The 19,072-nt window shown below is 68.7% G+C and carries 24 protein-coding genes; 8 read left to right on the top strand and 16 right to left on the bottom strand.

Annotated elements, in window-relative coordinates:
• The 16 genes from IEV67_RS08850 to IEV67_RS08775 form a co-directional block, all read right to left on the bottom strand.
• Positions 1–1,161: a flagellar hook protein FlgE gene (locus IEV67_RS08850; RefSeq protein WP_188436200.1), complete on the bottom strand. Its 1,161-nt coding sequence runs from the start codon at positions 1,159–1,161 to the stop codon at positions 1–3.
• 33 nt (positions 1,162–1,194) lie between these two features.
• A complete protein-coding gene (locus tag IEV67_RS08845) occupies positions 1,195–1,632 on the bottom strand; it encodes a flagellar hook assembly protein FlgD (RefSeq protein WP_188436199.1) in 438 nt (145 codons plus the stop codon).
• A gap of 15 nt (positions 1,633–1,647) precedes the next feature.
• Positions 1,648–2,973 (bottom strand): flagellar hook-length control protein FliK, encoded by a 1,326-nt coding sequence (locus IEV67_RS08840; RefSeq protein ID WP_229702975.1) that lies wholly within the window; start codon positions 2,971–2,973, stop codon positions 1,648–1,650.
• A gap of 2 nt (positions 2,974–2,975) precedes the next feature.
• Positions 2,976–3,398 (bottom strand): flagellar FliJ family protein, encoded by a 423-nt coding sequence (locus tag IEV67_RS08835; protein WP_188436197.1) that lies wholly within the window; start codon positions 3,396–3,398, stop codon positions 2,976–2,978.
• The gene (locus IEV67_RS08830; RefSeq protein ID WP_188436196.1) at positions 3,395–4,690 is read right to left on the bottom strand and encodes a FliI/YscN family ATPase; all 1,296 of its coding nucleotides are present in this window, start codon (positions 4,688–4,690) and stop codon (positions 3,395–3,397) included. Before IEV67_RS08830 ends, IEV67_RS08835 begins: the two co-directional genes overlap by 4 nt.
• Positions 4,687–5,292, bottom strand: a complete 606-nt coding sequence (locus tag IEV67_RS08825) for a FliH/SctL family protein (RefSeq protein ID WP_188436195.1) — start codon at positions 5,290–5,292, stop codon at positions 4,687–4,689. Before IEV67_RS08825 ends, IEV67_RS08830 begins: the two co-directional genes overlap by 4 nt.
• Positions 5,282–6,286, bottom strand: a complete 1,005-nt coding sequence (gene fliG, locus IEV67_RS08820) for a flagellar motor switch protein FliG (protein ID WP_188436194.1) — start codon at positions 6,284–6,286, stop codon at positions 5,282–5,284. Before fliG ends, IEV67_RS08825 begins: the two co-directional genes overlap by 11 nt.
• Positions 6,283–7,914 (bottom strand): flagellar basal-body MS-ring/collar protein FliF, encoded by a 1,632-nt coding sequence (gene fliF / locus IEV67_RS08815; RefSeq protein ID WP_188436193.1) that lies wholly within the window; start codon positions 7,912–7,914, stop codon positions 6,283–6,285. Before fliF ends, fliG begins: the two co-directional genes overlap by 4 nt.
• Complete coding sequence (gene fliE, locus IEV67_RS08810; RefSeq protein WP_188436192.1) at positions 7,914–8,219, bottom strand: flagellar hook-basal body complex protein FliE; 306 nt, start codon at positions 8,217–8,219, stop codon at positions 7,914–7,916. The genes fliF and fliE overlap by 1 nt, the downstream gene beginning before the upstream one ends.
• Complete coding sequence (locus IEV67_RS08805; RefSeq protein ID WP_188436191.1) at positions 8,219–8,611, bottom strand: flagellar basal body rod protein FlgC; 393 nt, start codon at positions 8,609–8,611, stop codon at positions 8,219–8,221. Before IEV67_RS08805 ends, fliE begins: the two co-directional genes overlap by 1 nt.
• Positions 8,608–8,949, bottom strand: coding sequence for a flagellar basal body rod protein FlgB (locus tag IEV67_RS08800; RefSeq protein ID WP_188436190.1), 342 nt, complete (start codon positions 8,947–8,949; stop codon positions 8,608–8,610). The genes IEV67_RS08805 and IEV67_RS08800 overlap by 4 nt, the downstream gene beginning before the upstream one ends.
• 151 nt (positions 8,950–9,100) lie before the next feature.
• Positions 9,101–9,367, bottom strand: a complete 267-nt coding sequence (locus tag IEV67_RS08795) for a hypothetical protein (RefSeq protein WP_188436189.1) — start codon at positions 9,365–9,367, stop codon at positions 9,101–9,103.
• Complete coding sequence (gene fliS, locus IEV67_RS08790; RefSeq protein WP_188436188.1) at positions 9,364–9,756, bottom strand: flagellar export chaperone FliS; 393 nt, start codon at positions 9,754–9,756, stop codon at positions 9,364–9,366. Before fliS ends, IEV67_RS08795 begins: the two co-directional genes overlap by 4 nt.
• Before the next feature lies 1 nt (position 9,757).
• Positions 9,758–11,137, bottom strand: a complete 1,380-nt coding sequence (fliD, locus tag IEV67_RS08785) for a flagellar filament capping protein FliD (protein ID WP_188436187.1) — start codon at positions 11,135–11,137, stop codon at positions 9,758–9,760.
• Between the two features lie 79 nt (positions 11,138–11,216).
• Entirely contained in the window at positions 11,217–12,089 is an 873-nt protein-coding gene (locus tag IEV67_RS08780; protein WP_194404386.1) for a flagellin N-terminal helical domain-containing protein, read from the bottom strand.
• A gap of 103 nt (positions 12,090–12,192) precedes the next feature.
• Positions 12,193–13,005 (bottom strand): sigma-70 family RNA polymerase sigma factor, encoded by an 813-nt coding sequence (locus IEV67_RS08775; RefSeq protein WP_188436186.1) that lies wholly within the window; start codon positions 13,003–13,005, stop codon positions 12,193–12,195.
• 212 nt (positions 13,006–13,217) lie between these two features.
• On the opposite strand from IEV67_RS08775, the gene IEV67_RS08770 reads away from it, so the two are divergent.
• From IEV67_RS08770 to IEV67_RS08735, 8 genes are read left to right on the top strand one after another with little or no spacing between them, the layout of a single operon-like run.
• Complete coding sequence (locus IEV67_RS08770) at positions 13,218–13,700, top strand: flagellar protein FlgN (protein ID WP_188436185.1); 483 nt, start codon at positions 13,218–13,220, stop codon at positions 13,698–13,700.
• Positions 13,701–13,713: 13 nt separating this feature from the next.
• Entirely contained in the window at positions 13,714–15,123 is a 1,410-nt protein-coding gene (gene flgK, locus IEV67_RS08765; protein WP_188436184.1) for a flagellar hook-associated protein FlgK, read from the top strand.
• A 25-nt stretch (positions 15,124–15,148) separates the two neighbouring features.
• A complete protein-coding gene (gene flgL, locus IEV67_RS08760; RefSeq protein WP_229702928.1) occupies positions 15,149–16,018 on the top strand; it encodes a flagellar hook-associated protein FlgL in 870 nt (289 codons plus the stop codon).
• Complete coding sequence (locus tag IEV67_RS08755; protein WP_188436183.1) at positions 16,015–16,386, top strand: flagellar assembly protein FliW; 372 nt, start codon at positions 16,015–16,017, stop codon at positions 16,384–16,386. The genes flgL and IEV67_RS08755 overlap by 4 nt, the downstream gene beginning before the upstream one ends.
• A gap of 38 nt (positions 16,387–16,424) precedes the next feature.
• Positions 16,425–17,045, top strand: coding sequence for a tRNA (adenosine(37)-N6)-threonylcarbamoyltransferase complex dimerization subunit type 1 TsaB (tsaB, locus tag IEV67_RS08750; protein WP_188436182.1), 621 nt, complete (start codon positions 16,425–16,427; stop codon positions 17,043–17,045).
• The gene (gene rimI / locus IEV67_RS08745; protein WP_188436181.1) at positions 17,042–17,524 is read left to right on the top strand and encodes a ribosomal protein S18-alanine N-acetyltransferase; all 483 of its coding nucleotides are present in this window, start codon (positions 17,042–17,044) and stop codon (positions 17,522–17,524) included. Before tsaB ends, rimI begins: the two co-directional genes overlap by 4 nt.
• On the top strand, positions 17,521–18,597 hold the full coding sequence (gene tsaD, locus IEV67_RS08740; protein WP_188436180.1) for a tRNA (adenosine(37)-N6)-threonylcarbamoyltransferase complex transferase subunit TsaD: 1,077 nt from the start codon (positions 17,521–17,523) through the stop codon (positions 18,595–18,597). Before rimI ends, tsaD begins: the two co-directional genes overlap by 4 nt.
• Positions 18,594–19,070 carry a hypothetical protein gene (locus IEV67_RS08735; protein WP_188436179.1) on the top strand — a complete coding sequence of 159 codons (477 nt, stop codon included), beginning with the start codon at positions 18,594–18,596 and terminating at the stop codon, positions 19,068–19,070. Before tsaD ends, IEV67_RS08735 begins: the two co-directional genes overlap by 4 nt.
• Positions 19,071–19,072 lie beyond the last annotated feature (2 nt).

Raw genomic sequence — 19,072 nt, 5'->3', positions numbered from 1 at the left:
TCAGCGCTTCAGGTTCGTCAGCTCCTGAAGCACCTCGTCGCTCGTGGTGATGATGCGCGCATTCGCCTGGAATCCGCGCTGCGCCACGATGAGGTTGGTGAACTCCTGCGAGAGGTCGACGTTCGACATCTCGAGCGCGCCGCTGATGATGCCGCCCAATCCGTCGGAACCGGCGAAGCCGATCGTCGCCTGACCGGAGTTGCCGCTCGGCCGGAACTGCGACGAGCCGGCCTTCTCGAGGCCGCCGGGGTTCACGAAGCCGGCCAGCGCGAGGCGGGCGAGCACCTCGGTCTCGCCGTTGCTGAACGTGCCGACGAGGCTGCCGTCGTTCGTCAGCGCGTAGGAACTGAGCGTGCCGGCCGCCTTGCCGTTCTGCTCTGTGATCGCGATGTCGCTGACGTCGGCGAAGCCGGTGACCTTCGACAGGTCGACGGTGATGCCGCCGGACACCAGCGATCCGGCTCCGGTCTGCACGCCGTCGGCGAAGGCGAGCGACGTGTTCGCGCCGGCGCCGTCCGTGACGCCCCAGCCGGTGGCTGTGCGCGTGAACGTCAGTCGCAGCGAGCTCTCTGCGCCTGTGGCGTCATACACCTGCACGTCACGCACGAGCACGTCTCCGACGGCCGCCTCGGAGGGGAGGTTGCCGGTGACGGCCGCGCTCGTCGTCGCCGTGGCGGGGCTCAGGGCTCCGACCGGGAGGGTGATGCTGCCGACGCCCTGGCCGGGCACGATCGCGCCGTTCTGCGCCGTCCAGCCCTGCACCTGTGCGCCGTCTGCGGACACGAGCTTGCCGCTGGCGTCGAACGAGAAGCCGCCGTTGCGGGTGTACAGCGTCTCACCACCGGACTGCACGACGAAGAAGCCGTCTCCGACGATCATGAGGTCGGTGGGAACGCCGGTGGGCTGCGGAGCGCCGGCGGCGAAGTTGGTGCTGATGCCGGCGACCTGCACGCCGAGACCGACCTGGGCGGGGTTCTGACCGCCTGCGCCCTGCTGCGGCATCATCGAGTTCTGCAGCAGTTGCGAGAGGGAGTCCTGGAACTGCACGGCGGACGCCTTGAAGCCGGTGGTGTTGACGTTGGCGATGTTGTTGCCGGTGACGTCGAGCATGGTCTGGTGCGAGCGCAGACCCGAGATGCCGGCGAACAGGGAACGAAGCATGATGGTGCCTTTCTGAAGGGGTGGGTCTGAGGGTCAGGGGATGAGCTTGAGTCCGGAGACGGAGTCGAGCGGAACGGCGGTGTCGCCGATCGTGACGAGGGGAACGCCGCCGGCGAATGAGACGGCGGTGACGATGCCGGATTTCTCGACACCCTTGGCGTCTGTGTACTGCGCCTCCTGCCCGATGAGGGCGGCGGCGGTCTGTCGCATGCTGAGAGCGAAGTTCTCGGTCGTCGTCGTGGCGAGGGCCGTGAGCTGCTCCATCGACGCGAGCTCGGTGGTCTGCGAGATCATCTCGTTGGTGTTCATCGGCGAGCTCGGATCCTGGTTGGTGAGCTGCGTCACCAACAGCTTCAGGAAGACCTCGGAATCCAGCGTCTGCTTGCGCTCGGTCGCCGGTGTCGTCGTGCCGGTCTGCAGACCGCTCGTGGGGACGGTCGAGGCCGCGTTGATCGCGTCGACGGTGGTCATGGGGGTTCCTCTCGATCAGGCGTAGACGTCGATGCCGCCGTGCGGCGTCGTGAAGGTGATGGGGGCGGGGTCGGCCTGCGGCGTGGGCGCGGAGGCGGAGGGTGCGGTGCCGTCGCGTGTCTGCCCCTTGTCGGCCTGGGACGAACCGCCGTGGCCGGCCGAGGCGCCCTGAGCGCCCGTGCTCTGCTGGCCGCTGCCGTTCTGGCCCTGCTGCTGACCGGCGGAGGCACCATCATGCGTCGAGACGGCGAGCGTCGCGTGCGGCGCCGCGGCAGCGAGGTCGCGTCGAAGATCGACCAGGATCGCGCGCAGTACGTCTCGGCCGATGTCGTTCGGTGCCTGGAGTTCGATTCGGATGCTGCCTCCGGCGATATGCGCGCGGACGGTGACCGGCCCGAGATTCTCCGGCGACACGGTGAGAGTCATGTGGTGTTCGCCGTCGGCGGCCTGAGCCAGCGACATCACCGGTGCGGCGATCTGCGGCAGCAGCGGGGGACGAGCGGCGGCGACAGCGGCCGCTGGGGCGGCGGAAGAGGTCGATGCCGGTGCGAGTGGCGCCGGACCTGCGGGCGCCGGCGCGATCTCGGGCGACGTCGCCTGGTCTGCTTCCGCCGGCTGCGGGCTGACGGATGGCGGCGCGACGCTCGCGGCCGGGCCGGGAGCGTCGGGTGTCGCGGTGCTGGGGGTCGCGGTGGTGGGGGTTGCGGTGCCAGGCGTTGTGGAGGCGGGGGTTGCGGTGCTGGCGGTCAAGTTGTCGGCGGTGAGCGGAGAAGCGGATGCCGCTGGCGCGGTTCGTGCCGCGCCATCAGGCCGGAGAGTGGATGCTGGGGGAGACACTGGCGGAGTAGCGGTCGGCACGCCGGCAGGAAGCGCATCGGCACGCAGGGTGTCGGCAGGCAGGGTGTCGGGGGACGGATCGTCTGCAGACGGTGCATCCCCGGGAACAGCATCCGCAGGAAGTCCGCCCACTGGAAGCCCATCCACAGGAACGGCATCCGCAGGAAGCACGTCCCCGGTATGAGCATCCCCGGGCAGCGCGTCCCGCGGCAGAGTTCCGAGCGGCACAGTCCCGACCGGCAGACCCCCGACGGGCAGGGGCGTAACGGGCTGGTTCGTAACGGGCTGGTTCGCAACGGGCAGGGTCGCGACCGGTGCGCTGTCGACGAGAGGGTCGCCGACCGCGGGCATCGCGTCAGAGCCGGTCGTGCTCTCCTCCGCGGTCGGGATCGTGGCGACAGCATCCGCGAAGGCGATCGCACCAGCGCTGGAGGGCGAGCCCGCACTCGACGACAGTGCGCCGCGCGGTGCGTTCGCGATGAACCCGCCGGCCACACCCACCATGCTCACCTCTCGCCCTCCGCCCTTGCTCTGGATGCGATCTCGTCGAGTTCTGCCTGCTCTGAGCGCAGCTCTTCGGTGCGCTCGCGCACGGCGTGAGCGTCGGCGAGGCGATCGAGTCCGCGCATCGCGCAGCGTGCGTCTGCATGCTCCGAACGCGCCTGCGCGAGCTCTTCCTGCTGAATCGCGTCGAGTGAGGAGAGGTCCGCCAGCAGGCTTCGACCCGCTCCTCGCGCAGCAGCGAGCGCGGCGAGCGAGCGCACGTCGACAGCTTCCGTCCCCTCGCCGGCGAGTGCCGTGCGCAGGCGCCGGTCACGCGCTTCGGTGTGACGCGCATCGATCACCGCTCGTGACAGCCGCTGCGCGGCCGCACGTTCCTGAATCTCGCGCACGCGCAGCAGACCAGCGAGTGAGAAGTCCCGGGTCATGAGATACCTCCGAATGCCGAGACGAGTTCGTCGAGGCGACGCCAGGACTCCTCGATCGGACTCGTCTCGTCGAGCGACTGGGTGAGGAACGCGGAGATGGCCCGCTCGTTCGCGATGGCGGCGTCGATCTTCGCATCCGCACCGGACTGGTACGCGCCGATGTCGATCAGGTCGTTGGCGCGTCGTCGTGCGGCGAGCACGGCGCGCAGAGTCGTCGCGGTGGTGCGCTGCTGCGACGATGTGACCTTTCCGGCCACACGCGACACGGATGCGAGAACGTCGATCGCCGGATGATGGCCGGAGAGCGCGAGGGCGCGATCGAGCACGATGTGGCCGTCCAGGATCGAGCGCACCGCATCCGCGATCGGCTCATTGTGATCGTCACCGTCGACGAGCACCGTGTAGATACCCGTCACCGAGCCGCCACGGTCGGTGCCCGCGCGCTCCAGCAGCCCCGCGAGCATCGAGAACGTCGACGGCGGATAGCCGCGGGTCGCCGGCGGTTCGCCTGCAGAGAGCCCGATCTCGCGCTGCGCCATCGCCACCCGGGTCAGTGAATCCATCATGAGGATCGCGTGCGCGCCCTCGTCGCGGAACGCCTCGGCGATGCGGGTGGCGGTGAACGCGGCGCGGATGCGCGCCATCGCCGGCTGATCGGAGGTCGAAACGATCACCACCGAGCGGGCCAGGCCCTCTTCTCCGAGGTCGTCCTCGATGAACTCGCGCACCTCGCGCCCGCGCTCGCCGACGAGGGCGATCACCGTGACCTCCGCCTCGGTGCCGCGAGCGACCATCGACAGCAGTGATGACTTGCCGACGCCGGATCCTGCGAACAGCCCGACGCGCTGGCCGCGTCCGACGCTGGCGAGCGTGTCGAGCGCACGCACGCCGAGCGGAAGCGGGGCATCGATGCGGTCGCGTCCCATGATGGACGGCGGATCGTGAGCGAGGCCCACCTGCGGGCCGATGACCGGGCCCTTGCCGTCGATCGGGCGGCCGAGACCGTCGAGCACGCGGCCGAGCAGCCCTCGGCCGGTCGGCACCCGCAGCGCGCCTCCTCTGGCCCGAACCGCCGCACCCACCGTGAGGCCGGATATCGAAGCCAGCGGCATGCACCGCAGGCCATCGTCGCCGCTGGCGACGACCTCGGCATCCACACCGGCGCCGAGCGTGAGCATATCTCCGATCGCGCCGTCGAGCCCCCGCACGTGCACGCTGAGTCCGCGCAGCTGGGAGACCTCGCCGACCCGCTCCGGCAGTACGGCGGTGCGCACCGCGTCCCAGGTGCTCATACCGGGTGCTCCGTCACGGCACGGCGGGCGCGCTCGAGCGCGGCCCCGACGCGGGCATCGATGTGCCCGCTCTCGAGCATGGCGACGGCGTCGCCTCTGGAGAGCGTCTCGTCACCGGTGAGGACGAATCCTGTTGGCAGGGCGCCCAGGCGCTCCAGCGTGCGCAGATCGTCGGGATTCAGGCGCAGTTCGCGCACCTGCTCGGACTCGACCGCCGAGACGGCACGGCGGATGGATGCAGAGGCAGAGGCTTCAGCATCCGCCAGCTCGCCCGCGAGGATGATCTCGGCGAGCTCGACGGCGCGTTCGAGGACCTGCGTCCGCGTCGGCGCCGTCAGCGAGCGCTCCCGGTCGCTCAATGAGCGGGCGGCGGCGTGCAGCACGGCGACCGCGCGCTCCAGGGTGCGGGCGTCCTCGGCGTCGCGGGCGACGCGCTCCGCCAGGGCCTGCTCGTGAGCGAGGGCCGCTACGGCGGATCCTGCCCTGAATCCCTCGGCGTGCCCATCGGCGTAGCCGCGTAAGCGCGCACGCTCCCGCTCGGCGTTCATGCCCGAACCGTGCAGGCGCGGGAACACCGCCGGCGAGAACGCGTCAATAGACATACTCGTCCTCGTCGGCGCGCTGCACCGTGATGTCGCCGGCGGCCTCGAGGGCGCGGATCGTGCGCACGATCTCTGCACGCGCCTCTTCGACCTGCGACATGCGCACCGGTCCGATGGCGCGAGCCTCCTCCTCGAGGTTCTCGCGATTGCGTTCGGAGACATTGCGACGGATGACGTCGGCGATCGCCTGATTCGCTCCCTTGAGGGCGAGCGCGAGCGAACGCAGACCGATTCCGCGCAGCACGCTCTGCGCATCACGGTCTTCGAGCTTGACGATGTCGGCGAACGTGAACATCCGCGAGCGGATGTCTTCGGCGAGAGCGCTGTCTCGGTCTTCGATGCTCGCCAGCAGTGCCTTCTCGATGGTCGCGTCGGAGCGGTTGATGATCTCCACGAGCGGCTCGACACCGCCCAGCGTCTCAGGCGCCTCGCGGGTCGCGAGCATTCCGGTGCGGGTCTTCAGCGTGTCGGCGACGATCGAGATCGCCTCCTGCGTCGCGGTGCCCATCGTCGCGATCGCATGCGCCACATCGGTGCGTGCGGGGTCGGGCAGCACGGCGAGCACGGCCGCAGCCTGGTCGGTGGGCAGATGCGCGAGCACCAGCGCGACCGTCTGCGGCAGCTCGCCGTCCAGAAGGGTCGCGAGCTGCGACGGATCGGCCGCGAGGAGGAAGTCGAACGATGAGTTCGCCATCGTCGAGGTCACACGACCGAGGACCGCGGCCGCGCGCTCGGCGCCGAACGACGCCTCCAGCAGGCCGGCGGCGATGTCGCGACCGCCGCGAGCGGGCGGCAGGTGGCCGGTCGCGATCCGATGGAACTGTCCGAGCGCCTTCGCGGTCGTCTCGGCATCGAGGTTATGCAGGCCGATGATCTCGGATGCCACGGCCTCCGCCTCGGATTCCGTGAGGTGCTTCATCACCTCGATCGCGTGCGTGCGGTCGAGGTTCATCAGTACCACTGCCGCCGTCTGGCGGTCGTTCAGGGCATTCACACCGGTTGCCTGTCGTCGATCAGGGTGCGCAGCAGCTCAGCTGTGCGCTTGGGGTCCTGACGGGTGAGCGCATCGAGCTCCGACCTGCGCCGCTCCAGGCTCACCTGCGCGGGTTCGGACTCGATCTCGAGTTCAGCAGGCGGCAGCTGCGGCTCGGGCTCCGCGATGGACAGGGGCACAGTCGGAGATTCGAGCAAGGCGGTCGGCGCGGTGGTCGAGAGCGACGGCAGAGCGGGAGGGCGCTCCCCGAACAGCTGATCGAACTCGGCGGCGGCACTGGAGCGACGCCGCGCGCGGATGATCAGCGCGAGCACGAGCGCGAGCAGGGGCAGCCCGATCGCTGCGGCGATGACGATCGTGTTGAGCAGCGCGGCCTGCTGCGCGGTGCTCTCGGCATCCTTGGCCGCCTGCAGAGCCGCCTGGGCGGCCTCTGCGGAAGTCTCGCTGAAGACCACCATCTCGACGCTGAGCGTGTCGCCGCGCTCCGGGTCGATGCCGGCGGCGGCCGAGACGAGATCGTTCAGCTTCTCCGCGCTCATGTCGGCAGCGGCGCCGAGATCCACGGCGACCGACACCGACTGGCGCCGGAGCGTCCCGGCCGGGGTGCTCGTGGTCTGGGTCGCCTTGTTGACCGCGTTGGTGCGGGTCTCATCGGTCGACTCCGAGGTGCCGTCCGCGGCCTCGCTCGGCACGGCGATGTTGTCTGGGCCGAGAACGCCGGCCTCACTCGACGTGCCGTTCTGAGTCTCGCTGCGAATCTGCTCGGTCAGCGGCGGGGTGCCCTCGGCGGGGGTGTAGGTCTCCTCGAGACGCTCGTTCGCGGATCGGTCGATGTCGGCGACGACCGTGACGGTCGCGTTGCCGACTCCGAGCACGGTGTCGAGCATCTGCTGGACGCTTTGCGTCACCCGCGCCTCGTAGTCGCCTGCCTGCTGGTCGACGCCGCCGGTCGACCCGATGCCGACGGCCGACAGCGTCTGCCCGGTCTGATCGACCACTGCGACGTTCTCGGGTTTCATGCCGCTGACGGCGGCCGAGGTCAGATGCACGATCGCCTCGACCTGCTTGGTCGAGAGCGTGGTGCTGTCGCCGGTCTCGATGAACACGGACGCGGTCGGATCGATCGTCTCCGAGACGAACACGCTCTCCTCGGGGATGGCGAGCTGAACGGATGCCGCGCTCACGCCGTCGAGCGCCGAGATCGTCGCCGCCAGTTCGCCCTCGATCGCGCGCTTGTAGGTGACGGACTGCTGGAACTCCGAGGTGGTGACGCCCATGTCGTCCAGCAGCGAGTAGCCGCCAGAGCTCGAGGTGGGCAGTCCGGCTGCCGCTGCTGCGAGCCGCTGATCGTAGACGTCTTCTTCCGGAACGAGCACGGTCGAGCCGCCGCCGCCGAGCTCGTACGGCACCGAGGCCGAACGCAGCTGCTCGACGACCGCGTTCGCGTCGGAGGCGCTCAGGCCCGAGAACAGCGGAGTGAGAGTCGGGCGGGCGAGCCAGCTGGACAGCGCGAAGATACCCAGCGCCAGCACGGCGACGCCGATGATCGCGATCGTGCGCTGCGCGAGCGAGAAGCCCGCGATCGCGCGCCCGATCCGCTGAAACACGTTCGTGACGGCTTGGGGCATCAGGCTTGCATCCTCATGATCTCGTTGAATGCATCGACGCCCTTGTTGCGCACCGCGGCGACGAGTTCAAGCGTGACGGCGGCGCGCGATGACGCGATCATGGCCGAGTGGATGTCGTCGAGGTCGCCTGTGACGGCCGCGACTTTGAGCGTGTCGGATTCGGACTGCAGGGCACGCAGTTCGTCGATCGCGCCCGTGACGCTCGTCGCGAAGGCCGAATCGTCGCCGGCGGCCGGCTGCGCCACCGAGGTGGAGGGGAGCGAGAGGGCCGAGGAGATGCCCTCGATGCCGGGGATGGATGCCATCAGTTGCGTCCGATCTGCAGGGCGGATTCGTATGCGTTGCGCGCCCGATCGACGATCGCAGCGCTGGCCTGGTACCCGCGCTGGGCGAGGATGAGCTGGCTCATCTGGTCACCGAGGTCGACGTCGGGGTAGCGCACGTAGCCGTCCGCGTCGGCGAGCGGATGATCCGGCTGGTGCACGAGGCGGCCTTCGGCGCTGCCGAGCGCAGTACCCGCGACGTAGACGCCGGGGGAGTCCGCACTGGTCTGGGCCAGCACGTATCGCTGTCGGAACGCCTCGCCGTTCGTCGACGAGACGGTGTTGATGTTGGAGATGTTGTCGCTGATGGCATCGAGCCATTTGCGATGCACGGTGAGCCCGGTGCCGGCGATCCCTATGGCGTCGAAGGTCATGACGTCCTCATCGCGGTGCGCATCGAGGAGAACGACCCGTTCACTGCCTGCGTGGCGAACTGGTAGCGCAGCATGGTGTCGATGCTGGAGAGCGTCTCGGTGTCGAGGTTGACGTTGTTGCCGTCCAGGCGCGTCGGCTCCAGCGATTCGCCGATCGTGGCCGAGACGCGGCCGTCGCCGGATGCCACGGCATCGGCGAGCGCCTCCTCGAACTGCACGCGCTTGGCGTGATAGTTCGGGGTGTTGATGTTGGCGATGTTGTCGGCGATGGCACGCTGGCGCAAAGCGAGACCGTCCAACGCGCTCGTGAGAGCGGAAATGGTCACTGAATCAGACACGAACCCGTTTCCCGTCGGTGGGTGGTGCGGCCGATCCATGGCCGAGTCAGTCGAGCGCTCCCTGCTCTGAGTGCTCTATCGGCCGGTCGGCAGGGTTCGTTAGGAGCGCTCTCAGGATGCTGGGAATCGCGTCAGCGGGACCGTCGACGTCTCAGCCGTCGACGTCGAGGTACGCCGGGACGTCGGGCCGTGCGGCGGGAACGCGGCGCAGCGCGTCGAGCTGGCCTCGCACGTCGTCGAGCTCTGCACGCGTGCGCGCGATCCGCTCCTGCTGGAGCCGCAGCAGGCGGCGGGCGCGCTCTGCGAGCTCAGCGGGGAGCGGAGCCGCCGGCGCCGTCCACGGCTCGAGGATCCCGGATGCGCCGTCGAGATCACGCTCGAACCGGTCGAGCAGCGCGGTCCAGGCCTCGTCGGTCATGCCGTGACCTGCGCGACCGCCGCGGCGGCGTCGTGCCACGCGTCACGCAGCGGGGCGACGAGTTCGTGGCACGAGTGCGTCCGCTCGGGGTCGCGTCCGATGTTCGCGCCGATGAGGGTCTGCGTGAGGAAGGCGTACAGCGCGCGGAGTCCGGTACTGCCGGCCCAGTCGTTCGACAGCGATGAGGTCAGCTCTGCGACGATGTCCTGCGCGTGCTGCAGCTGCGCATTGGCCTCGGACCAGTCTCCGGAGCGCTGGGCGGCCTCGCCGCGCTGGATGTCGAGCAGCAGCCGGTCGTAGAGCATCGTCAGAAGCCGCTCGGGGGTCGCCGAGAGCACGGCGTCGTCACGGTAGCGCTGTTGCGCGCGGAGCGCGGCGTTCGCGTTCATGTCAGTTCGATCCGGTGTCGAAGCTCGGCAGATTCGCCAGCTGCGAAGTGAGGTACGACGACTGCGACTGCATCTGCGAGAGCATCGTCTCCAGCCGCGCGTAGGTGCGCTCGAGCGTCGCCTGGCGCTGCTCGAGACGGATGTCCCAGCGTTCGAGCTGATCGCCGAGGGAATCGACCTCGCTCTGCTGCCCGGTGATGCGCGAGGTGAGCAGACCGTCGTACTTGTCCGAGTACGTCTCGGTCGTCTGCTGCACGCGCTCGGCGATGCCGGTGAACATCGTGGTGACGGCATCCGGATCATCTGCGAGCGCGGCGGCGAACTTCGTCTCGTCGATCGTGAGTACGCCGTAGCGGTCGATCGAGATGCCGATCGATGACGGCGAGACGCCGTCGATGGGATGCTGAATCGCATCTGCCAGCGACTGACGGAGCGCGCGGATCGTGCTGTCGCCGGTGAAGACGCCCAGCGTGGTCGCGTCTCCGGAAGCCGAGCCGACCGTGGCCTTGGAGCCGTTGTCGATGCGCGTCATGAGCGACGCGACCTGCTTGATGAAGTCGGCGGCGGCCGTTGTGCGGGCCTTGTCGTCGACGGCGACACCGACGGTGACCGGCTCGGTGGATACTGCGCTGACGGTGACGTCGACTCCTGCGAACAGCTCGGTGAACGTGTTCGATGACGAGGTGATGGTCTGCTCGGCGGCCGTCCCTGCCCACAGGCGAACTTGGGCGTCGGCGCCCGTCGCGACGATCGCCGCGCCGGGCGCGGCGGCGACGTCTGTGCCCGCGCCGACGGCGGCCATGTCACCGCGGAACACGCTGAACGAACCCTGCTCGCCGGATTCGGCGGCGACGAGCTGGAGGCGCTGCAGCGGGTTGCCGTCGGCATCCTTGCCCGCGGCGACGACGTTCGCGGTGATGCCGAAGCCGGCGGTGTTGATCGCGCGGGCGACGTCGGTCATCGACGTGGAGTCTGCGGTGATCTCGAGGAGCTCGCCAGCGGCATTCTTGAGGGTGAGAGTCGGGGAAGCGTCCGGCCAGGCGATGGATGCCGCGGTGACGACGGTGTGCTTCTGCGCGAGGCGGTCGACGACGATGTCGGCCGTGAGGGCAGCGGCTCCGGGACGAAGGGAGACGGTGACGTCCTTCGAGGACGAGGTCGCGGAGAACGCCGAGAGAGTTTCGCCCTTTGCGGCCGTCTTCGCCTTGGCTGCGAGATCCTGCAGCGAGGTGTTCAGGGTCTGGAGCTGCGAGATGATGACGTTCTTGTCATCGGCCTTCGCCTTCATCAGATTGCGGGGAATGGCCTGCACGTCCATGAGCGCTTTGATGAGCTCGGTGGTGTTGAGGCCCGAGACGAGGCCGTCTAGCGCGATACCCATGGGTGCCTTTCCGGATCAGGAACGGGTGCGGGTTCCGGGTGGACGACGGGCTGCCGCCCACCCGGAACCTACGGACGAATCAACGCAGCAGCTGAAGAACGCCCTGGGTCGACTGGTTCGCCTGAGCGAGCATCGCCGTTCCGGCCTGCGACAGGATGTTCGCAGCGGTGTACTTGACCATCTCGGCAGCCATGTCGGTGTCGCGGATGCGGCTCTCGGCAGCTCCCAGGTTCTCTGCCGACACGTTGAGCGAGTTGATCGTCGACTCGAAGCGGTTCTGGTTTGCACCGAGCTCTGAACGGCCCTTCGACACAGCCACGATGGCCTTGTCGATGTTCTCGATCGTGGTCTGCGCGGTCGTGGCGTCGGTCACAGTGAACCCAGCGGCGGCCGCCACCACGGTGCCGCCGGTGAGCGTCACAACGTCGGCGAGAGCTGTACCGAGGTTGACGGTTCCCACTGCGATCTGTGACGCTGCGTTGCCCTCAGATCCAACCTGGAAGGTCAGTGTTGCGGGGCCCGCGGTCGTGCCGGCCTGGAACAGGTTGATGCCGTTGAAGTTGGTGGACTCCGAGATGCGGGAGAGCTCTGCACCCAGCTGGTCTGCCTCGTTCTTGATCGCGTCGCGCGACTCGGTGTTGTTCGAGTCGCTACCGCCCTGCACCGCGAGGTCGCGCATGCGCTGCAGGATGGAGTGGACCTCGGTCAGGGCGCCTTCAGCGGTCTGGATGACCGAGATGCCGTCCTGAGCGTTGCGGGCCGCGACGTTCAGACCGTTGACCTGCGAGCGCAGGCCCTCGGAGATCGCCAGACCGGCTGCGTCGTCCGCCGCGCGGTTGATGCGAAGACCACTGGACAGCTTCTCCAGCGACTTCGACAGGTCGTTCTGCGTGTTGGACAGGTTGCGGTAGGCGTTGAGCGCCGACACGTTGGTGTTGATCTGCATACCCATTGTGTGTTCCTCCGTGAGTGGGTGTGAACGAAGCCCGTCCGTGGGCTTCGTTCAGACCTATCGGCGGAGTGCGCGCGCTCGTAAGTCGTGACGACCCGAGTGCTCAGGCCAGTGCAGAGGCTGCAGGCGATCCGCGGAAGACGTTCGCCAGTCGACTGCTGCCCGTTTCGGCGATGCGCGCGAAGAACGCGTCGCGCACCGCCATCGACACGCGGGCGACGGTCGCCGGTTCCTCGCCATCGGCGAAGTACTTCTCCAGGGCGTCGCGCAGCAGGCGCATCGCCTCAGAACGATGCTGCGACACGGCGGAGTGGGAGACTCCGAGTTCCTCGGCGATCTCCTTGACCGGACGCTCGTCGAAGTACACCGCCTGCACGATGAAGCGCATGCGCTCCGGCAGCGCCGCGACGGCATGTGCGAGAACCTCCCGGCGTTCGCTCACCATGGCGGTCTCCTCCGGAAGCGGGATGACCGAGGCCAGATCCTGCGCGGACGGGTCCTCGATCGTCACGACCGTGCGTGCGCCATCGGTCAGTGCCTCGGCGACCACGTCTTTGGGCACGGCCATCGCCGTGGCGATCTCGGCCACGGTCGCGGTGCGCCCGAGCCCGGCTGTCAGAGTGTCGCGGACGGCGGTGGTCTCCTTGATGCGCTTGCGGATGCCGCGCGAGGCCCAGTCCATCGCACGCATCTCGTCGGCGAAGGCGCCGAGGATGCGTCGGCGCGCATAGGCGCCGAAGGGAACGCCGAGCGTCGGGTCGAATGCATCGGCTGCCGTGACCAGGGCGAGGGCACCGACCGCCGCGAGTTCTTCGCGAGGGATGTGCGTTGCCCGAGCATGGGTCTCGGAGGCGAGGTATCCGACAAGGGGGAGATTGTCTTCAACGAGGCGATTGCGCTCGGCGCGCGACGACATGGGGCCTTGTCCACCTCTCTGGAGAACGCCGAGACGTTCGGGTACGAATGAACAGAAAGTCCATATCACACGGTTTGCGATATGTCCATGGGGAGAACTGTCCATCCTCAATGCACATAGTAACCTTAGGCGAAGGGCTGCCGATAGAGATTCATGAAGCGTTTATTTCTGACGGCGCACCGGCTGGGGAAAAGAGCTGGGGAAGAGGAACCATGGGAGCCAACGAACTGTCGATGCAGTTGTGGCGTGAGCGCGAGCTGCTGGAGATGCTGCTGTTCAAGCTCGACGAGCAGCAGCTGCTGCTCGCCGCAGGAAGATCACAATGGATCAATTATGCGTCGCGCGAGATCGAACAGGTGCTCGATCGACTGCGCAGCACCACGCTCGCGCGTGCGGTCGCGGTCACGGACGTCGCCGAGGAATGGGGAGCGCTCGACAGCGCGACACTGACCGAGCTGGTCGAGCGGGCTCCGGAAGGTGCATGGCGAGACGTCTTCACCGACCACCTGCACGCACTCACACAGCTGACAGCCGAGATCGCGCAGCTGCGCGACATGAACGCCGAGCAGCTGGGAAGTGTGATGCGAGCCACGCAGGAGACGATCGCCGCGCTCGGGCTCAGCACGGGCGAATACACCACCAACGGCGACCGCGCGCGGGACGATTCAGCGCGCATCGTCGACACCGAGATGTAGCGGGAAAGAGACGATGTCTACTTTCAGTGGATTGAATACGGCTGCCAGCGGACTGGCTGCGGCGCGTCGCGGCATGGATGTCGTCGGACAGAACATCGCCAACCAGACGACCGAGGGCTACACGCGGCAGCGCGTGGTCACCTCGTCCGTCGCCGCGGTGGCGCAGATCGGTCTCTTCAGCACCGGAGCCGTGCCAGGACACGGTGTCTCGATCGATGGCGTCGCCCGCCTCGGCGACGCCCTCCTCGACGCTCGCGTACGCGACACACTCGCCGCATCCGGCTTCTGGTCGACACGTGCGGTCTCGGCGACGACGCTGGAGGCATCGCTCGCCGAGCCGACCTCCGACGGTCTGTCCGCACGACTGTCGCAGTTCTGGTCCGGCTGGCAGGACCTTGCGAACACCCCGGATTCCGGTGCGGCCGCATCGGTCGTGCTCGAATCGGCCGCCGAGCTCGCCGCGCACATCTCGGGTGGCTACCGCGCGGTCTCGACGCAGTGGTCAGAGGCGCGCGCGGCCGCTGACCGCACCGTCTCGCAGGTCAACGCCGCCGCCGACCAGATCGCCGTTCTCAATCGCGAGATCCGTGACGCACTCGCATCCGGCCGCTCCGCCAACGAGCTCATCGATCAGCGCAGCGTGCTCGCGCAGAACGTCGCGCGACTGGCCGGGGCCCGCGCGAACATCGAACAGGACGGCACACTCACGGTGCGCCTCGACGGCAACGCCCTCGTGTCCGGCACTGACGCGCGCCACCTGGCACTCAGCGGACCGACCTCGATCGATGCCGGCCAGCGAGTCGCCGTCACATGGGCCACGGCATCCGACATCCCCGTCTCCGTACTCGGCGGCGAGCTCGGCGGAACCCTCTCGGTGCTGGCACCCGCGGAAGAAGGCGGCATGCTCGCGCAGCTCGCGTCGACCTACAACGCGGTCGCGACAAGCCTCGCCGATGCGGTGAACGCCCAGCATCGTGTGGGTGTGACGTCTTCCGGCCAGCCGGGCGGCGACTTCTTCGCATCGTCCGCCACAGGACCGGCCGCTCTCGGACTGCGCGTCGCCGTGACCTCTGCCTCGGACCTCGCGCTGGCCGCACCCGGCGGCGGGGCATGGGATGCCGGCAACGCCGACGCCATCTCGCAGATCGGACGAGGAGACACCTCGCCGGACGCGATCTGGTCGGCACAGGTGTCGAGCCTCGGCGTCAACACCGCAGCCGACATCCAGCGCTCCCGCGTCTCCGAGACCAGCGCGGTCACAGCCGCGTCAGCACAGCAGTCGGTCGCCGCCGTCGACGGCGACGAGGAGACCATCAGCCTGCTCACCTACCAGACCGCCTACCAGGCCGCAGCCCGCGTGATGACGGCCGTCGATGAAGCCCTCGACGTGCTGATCAACCGCATGGGCCTCGTCGGACGCTGATCGAAGGACGATGATGATCTCTCGTGTGACCGCACCCGCCATGACGCAGACGGCGATGCGCCATCTGCAGGCGAATCTCTCCGAGCTCGCCCGACTGCAGCAGCAGGCGACTTCCCAGCGGGCCTTCAGCGCCCCATCGGAAGACCCCGCCGCGGCCGCTGCCGCGTTGAACCTGCACGCCGAACAACGACGCAACGAACAGTACGCACGCAACGTCGACGACGGGCTGGCGTGGGTGACCACCGCCGACAACGCCATCGCGGCCAGTACCGCACTTCTCGGTCGGGCACGCGATCTCACCGTGCAGGGCGCCAACGACGGTGCGATGGATGCGACGGCGAAAGAGGCGATCGCCGTGGAGCTGGAGGGCATCCGAGAGGAGCTCCTCGCCAAGGCGAACACGCGCCTGCTCGGTCGTTCGGTGTTCGCCGGCACCTCGAACAGTGCGGCGTTCGCCACGGACTACAGCTTCAGTGGAGCGCCGGGTGCAGAGGTCACGCGCCGGATCTCGGACAATGCCTCCGTTCGAGTCGACACCGACGGCGCGGCGGTCTTCGGCACCGGATCAGGCTCGGTCTTCGCACTGATCGACACGATCATCGGCGATCTGCGCTCCGGGACGAACGTGGGGCCGCGACTCAACGAGATCGACGACCGCCTGACCGCTATGCTCAGTGCCCAAGGGGCGGTCGGCACCCGCCAATCACAGATCGAACGCGCCAAGGAGGCGGCCGTGCAGAATTCGGTTTCGCTCGAAGCCCGCCGAGCCGCCGTGGAAGACGTCGACTCGGTCGAGGTGCTCGTCCGGCTGCAGGCTCAGGAGCTCGTGTACCGCTCAGCGCTCGCGGTCAACGCGCGGGTTCTCCAGCCCTCGCTCATGGACTTCCTCCAGTGAGCGCAGCTCTGAGCTTCGTCGCGCCACCGCCTGGGCTCGCGCCGCACGTCGAATTCGAGTTGGCTCCGGTCGCCGGCTCGGACGGGCTGTTCACCCTGCGCGCTGTAGAGGACGCCGAACTGCGTCTGTACCTCGTCGATCCCCGGACGGTGCTGGATGAGTACGCACCGACGCTCACCGACGACCAGACCGCCGAACTCGCGCTGAACTCGCCCGATGATGCGCTGCTGCTCGTGGTCGCCCATCCCGCGGCCGACGGCGTGAGCGTCAACCTCCTCGCCCCAGTGGTGATCAACCAGGGCACCGGAGCAGCGGCTCAGGTGATCCTGGAGGGCCAGGACTACCCGGTGCGCGCACCGCTGGGCTGACAGCACCTCACGAGTCTGCGGCCGACTACCCTGGAGACGTGATTCTCGCTGTCGACACCTCCCTGGGCACGGCCGTCGCGATCGTCGACGCCGATGGTGCTCGCCGCGCCGACGCATCCAGTCCCGACCCCCTCGGACACGCCGAGGTCATCGGCACTCTGCTGCAGCGTGCTCTCGCCGAGGCGGGCGACGAGATCACCCACGTCGTCGCGGGCATGGGCCCCGGCCCCTTCACCGGCCTGAGGATCGGCATCGCCACCGCACGCACGTTCGCGCTCGGCCGCGGCATCCCGGTGATCGCTGTGCCCAGCCACTTCGCCGCGGCCCTCAGCATCCTCGAGCAGGACCCCGAGGCCGGCACGTTCGCGATCGTCACGGATGCTCGCCGGCGTGAAGTCGCGATCAGCGTGTTCCGAGGGCTCGATGCCGACGGCATCCCGCACCTGAAATCCGAGACGGTGCTCGTGCCGCGCACCGGCGCCGAGGCGTATCTCGACGGCCTCGACGCACGTGAAGTCACCACGGTCGACGCCGCAGCGCTCGCCAGAGTCGGCATCCGCGCCGCGAACGCCGGTCGAGAACTCGCCGGCGCCGAGCCCCTCTACCTCCGCCAGCCCGACGTCACGATGCCCGGCGCGCCGAAGCGGGTAGGGCTGTGACCATCCGCATCGCCACTCCGGCCGACCTCGACGCGATCATGGCCATCGAGAACTCCTCGTTTCCGACCGACGCGTGGAGCGCCGAGTCGATGGCCGCAGAGCTTGTGACGGCATACAGCCACTACCTCGTCGACGAAGATGCGGGCGAGATCATCGGATACGCCGGACTCCGCGCGATCCGTGGGAACGCGGATGCCGACATCCAGACGATCGCGCTGATCGAAGCCCGCCGTGGCGAGGGGCGAGGACGCGCGATGCTGCGGACTCTGCTCGCCGAAGCATCCGCCCGCGGAGCCCGAGAGGTCTTCCTCGAGGTGCGCGCCGACAATCCAGGCGCCGAGGGGCTCTACGCCTCCGAGGGGTTCGAGGAACTCGCCCGACGCCAGCACTATTACCAGCCCGACAACGTCGACGCGATCGTGATGAAGCTCGACCTGCGTCGGTGGGCGGCTGCCGCCCCGAAGGAAGCCACAGCATGAGTGAACCCCTGGTCCTCGGCATCGAGACGAGCTGCGACGAGACGGGCATCGGCATCGTCCGCGGCCGCACGCTGCTGTCGAACACGATCGCCTCCAGCATGGACGAGCACGCTCGCTACGGCGGCGTCATCCCCGAAGTCGCCGCCCGCGCGCACCTCGAAGCGCTGCAGCCGTCGATCGAGGCCGCGCTCGCCGAGGCGCAGGTCTCGCTGTCAGATCTCGATGCGATCGCCGTCACCAGCGGCCCGGGCCTCGCCGGTGCGCTGATGGTCGGTGTCGGAGCGGCCAAGGGCCTCGCAGTCTCGCTCGGAAAGCCGTTGTACGCCGTGAACCACCTCGTCGGTCACATCGCCGCCGACATCGTGACGCCGGATTCCGACCCGCTCGAGTATCCGACGATCGCGCTGCTCGTGTCGGGGGGCCACACCTCGCTGCTGCACGTGCGCGACCTCACCACCGATGTCGAACTGCTCGGTGAGACCATGGACGATGCGGCAGGAGAGGCCTTCGACAAGGTCGCCCGGCTGCTCTCGCTGCCGTATCCCGGCGGCCCCGAGATCGACCGTGCGGCGGCCGACGGCGACCCCAAGGCGATCCGCTTCCCGCGCGGGCTGTCGAAGGCGCCGGACCTGGTGAAGCACCGCTACGACTTCTCGTTCTCCGGTCTCAAGACCGCCGTCGCCCGCTGGGTCGAGCGCTGCGAGGCGTCGGGCGAAGAGGTGCCGGTGGCGGATGTCGCCGCGAGCTTCCGCGAAGCCGTCGTCGACGTGCTCGTCACCAAGGCGCTCGCCGCCTGCGCCGACCTCGGCGTGCCGCGGCTGCTGCTCGGCGGCGGCGTGATCGCCAACAAGCGGCTGCGCGACGTCGCGATCGAGCGTGCTGCAGTCGCCGGGGTGACCGTTCGCATCCCGCCGCTGTCGCTCTGCACCGACAACGGGGCGATGATCGCCGCGCTCGCCGCGGACCTGATCAGCTCGGGACGCCGCCCGTCCACACTCGCGTTCGGCGCCGATTCCACGTTGCCCGTCACCGAGATCCAAGTGGCCGAGTCTCAGGCGGAGGATGCCGCATGAGTGACCAGCGCGGTACGAGCGGCTCGGGCGAGCAGCCGAAGGTGGAGCGCCCCTCCGCCGAAGTCGAGCGCCCGGCTGGCGCCACCCGGATGCCCGGTGCGCCCCGCGACAGCTACACGAAGTTGCCCACCGGCCCGGTCGGGGTCGAGCCGGTCGTCGCCAGCGGACCAGCGGACACGGCGGGGATGCCTGCTGTGCAATGGGCGCCGGATGACGGTCCCGGCGCTGAGGACAACACCCGTCTCGCCCCATGGGCGCTGCTCGCCGCGATCGTCGCGCTGTGTGCGTCGTGGTTCGTCGGCTGGGGGATCCCGCTCGCGATCGTCGCCGTCGTCGCGGCGATCATGTCGCTGCGACGCCCGGTCGAGAGCCGTGCGATCGCGCTCTGGGCATTGATACTCGGCCTCACCGCGACGATCTACAGCCTGGGCTGGCTCATCTGGGCCGGCATGCAGTTCGAGAGACTGGGATAGGG

The organism is Microbacterium murale, assembly GCF_014635185.1.
GTDB lineage: Bacteria > Actinomycetota > Actinomycetes > Actinomycetales > Microbacteriaceae > Microbacterium > Microbacterium murale.
This window is presented reverse-complemented; position numbering and strand designations above follow the sequence as displayed.